Here is a 2,482-nt window from a genome sequence, read left to right as displayed (position 1 = left end):
CCCCAGGACAGGCCCACTCACCAATCCGACGCCCCCCGAGGAACCTTCGGTCCCAGACCCACGCTCCCCGGCACAGGACCCAGCCACCGGACCGAGCGCTCACGGAAAGGCCCGCAGCACCAATCCATGGGCGTCAGAGACGCCCTCAGCAGCCGGGTCACACCCACCCGCGGCAGAGGCCGGCGCGAGCACTGGGCCGGGCGCTCCACAGCCACGCGAAGAGATCACGCCCGAAGACAGGCACCTCATGAGGCCCCCAACGGCCGGCGACCGAGCGCTAGGGACTGCCGGCGGCACAACCGGGCAGTCGGACGCACGGCCGGCGGACGGCCAGGCCGGACCGCCGGCGGAGGACACCGAGAACCGTCCGGGCGAAGGCGCGGGGTCCCTGCGGGCCACCACGGAGGGCGGGAGCCTCGGACAGTCCGGGGTACCGGTTGTCGGTGGTGTGAGCGGATCGGCGGAAGGCGCCGGCGAGGCTTGGGGGGAGGGTGCGGCGGCCCTGCGGGAGGACGGTGCGACCGACCCTCCGCAAGCCGCTGGGGGACACGGGAAGCGCCCGCCTCAGGTCGGCATCGTGACCGGGGCGGGTGCCGGGCCCTTGGAGGAGCAGGCGGAAGACGGTGGACGTCCGGCCCCTCCGGAAGGGTGGTACGAGCCCTATGTCCCTGAAGAGAACCCGGCCGACGAGCCGCAGCCCAGGCCGCGTAGCGACGCCTGGTAGGAGGACGGTCCGAATTCCTCTCCGGCCTGAAGGCCGGGCATCCTCTGGAGGTCAGCGTGAGCACAATCGTGATCTTCGCGGCGGGGTCGCGGGGGGACATCCAGCCCTGCGTCGCGCTGGGGCGCGTGCTGCGGCGGCGGGGCGACGAGGTGCGGCTGGTGGCCAGTGCGCGGTACTCGCCCATGGTCACCGCGGCGGGGCTGGAGCTCGCGCCGCTGACGGCGGATCCGACGGAGATCCTCGAATCGGATGCCGGGCAGGAGTTGCTGGCGGGCGGCCGGAATCCGGTGAAGTTCCTGGGCGGATTCCGGCGAATTCTGGGGCCGATGGCCGAGCGGCTTCTCGCGGAGTGTTTGGACGCCTGTAAAGGCGCCGACCTCATATTGGGCCCCACACTCGGTTTCCTTCCTCGTCATATCGGTGAGCACCTCGGCATTCCCTGGGCGCTGATTCATTTTCAGCCGAGTCAGCCCACCGGCGCTTTCCCGCATCCGTTCGTACCGCAGGCGCGAATCCTCGGGCCATGGGCGAACCGGGCGAGTTTCCGGGCGGTCGACCAGATCGCGTGGCAGCTCTCGCGGCCGTTCATCAACCCGTGGCGGGACGAGACGCTGGGGCTGCCGCGGCTGCCCGTGCACGGTCGGCGTGCGGACGGCGGACAGGTGCTGGCGTGCTTCAGCCCGGCCGTGGTTCCGCGGCCCGAGGACTGGCCCTCCAACGTGAACCTCACGGGGTACTGGTTCCTCGACGAGCCTGGGTGGGAGCCTCCGAGGGAGCTTGCGGATTTCCTGGCGGCGGGCCCCGCGCCGGTGTACGTCGGCTTCGGGAGCATGGTTCCCAAGGACGCCGAAATGACCGGGCTGGTCGTGCGAACGGCATTGAAGCTCGCCGGGGTACGCGGCATCGTGCAGGGCGATCCGGACACGTCGGACGAGCAGGTGCTCGCGGTCCGGGACGTCCCGCATTCGTGGCTCTTTCCGCGGATGGCCGCGGTCGTGCATCACGGGGGCGCGGGGACGACCGCGGCGGGGCTGCGCGCGGGCGTGCCGACCGTGGTGTGCCCCTTCTTCGGCGACCAGCCCTACTGGGGTGAGCGCGTCGCGTCGCTGGGGGCCGGGCCGGCTCCGCTGCCGTTCCGCGCGGTGACGGTCCCCCGGCTGGCCGCGAAGATCCGGCGTGCCGTCCGGGATCACGAGATGGCGGACCGGGCGAGTGAACTCGGATACCGCATCCGGGACGAGGACGGCGTAGGACGGGCACAAGAGATCATCGACTCGCTCCTCAGGTGAAGTGAGGCGCCTGCGTTCTCATTGCGTACGTCGCGCGGCGGGGGGCCGCTCCGACCGGGCGCCAACGCAAGAGACGCGTCGCCCCACCGATAGGCGCACCTTGCTTGAGGGACACGGTCAGGCCGTACGGAGGTGCTACCGGGCTTCGTCGTCTGCCTCGCCCCAGCTCCAGCCGGTGCCGTCCGGGTTGGGGACGATCACGCGTTTGGTGCGGCGGGCCGGTGGAGGGGCCGGCTCGGGAGGGCCGTCCGCCCATGGGGTCCAGGGGTCTCTGGGCGGCCGTGTGCGCGCCCCGGGGTCCGGTGCATGGCGGGGTGACGCTTCGGAACCCGGGGGCGTCCTGAAGACGAGCTTCGGTGGCTCCCCGCCCGGGTAATCACTCGCAGCCGGCTGCGGGGCGGGCCGGAACGCCTCGCTGACGTCGTCGCGCGAACGGCCCGGCGGCCCGTACACGGCCTCGGAGTAGACG

1 protein-coding gene is annotated in these 2,482 nt (G+C 72.0%); it reads left to right on the top strand.

What is annotated here, in order from left to right; translation table 11 throughout:
- The first annotated feature begins 780 nt into the window (after positions 1–780).
- The gene (locus tag E1281_RS39105) at positions 781–2,013 is read left to right on the top strand and encodes a glycosyltransferase (protein ID WP_243717806.1); all 1,233 of its coding nucleotides are present in this window, start codon (positions 781–783) and stop codon (positions 2,011–2,013) included.
- Positions 2,014–2,482: the final 469 nt, after the last annotated feature.

The sequence above is a fragment of the Actinomadura sp. KC345 genome (assembly GCF_004348515.1).
Lineage (GTDB): Bacteria > Actinomycetota > Actinomycetes > Streptosporangiales > Streptosporangiaceae > Spirillospora.
Note: the sequence above shows the minus strand (reverse complement) of the source record. Positions and strands in the feature narration are given on the sequence as shown.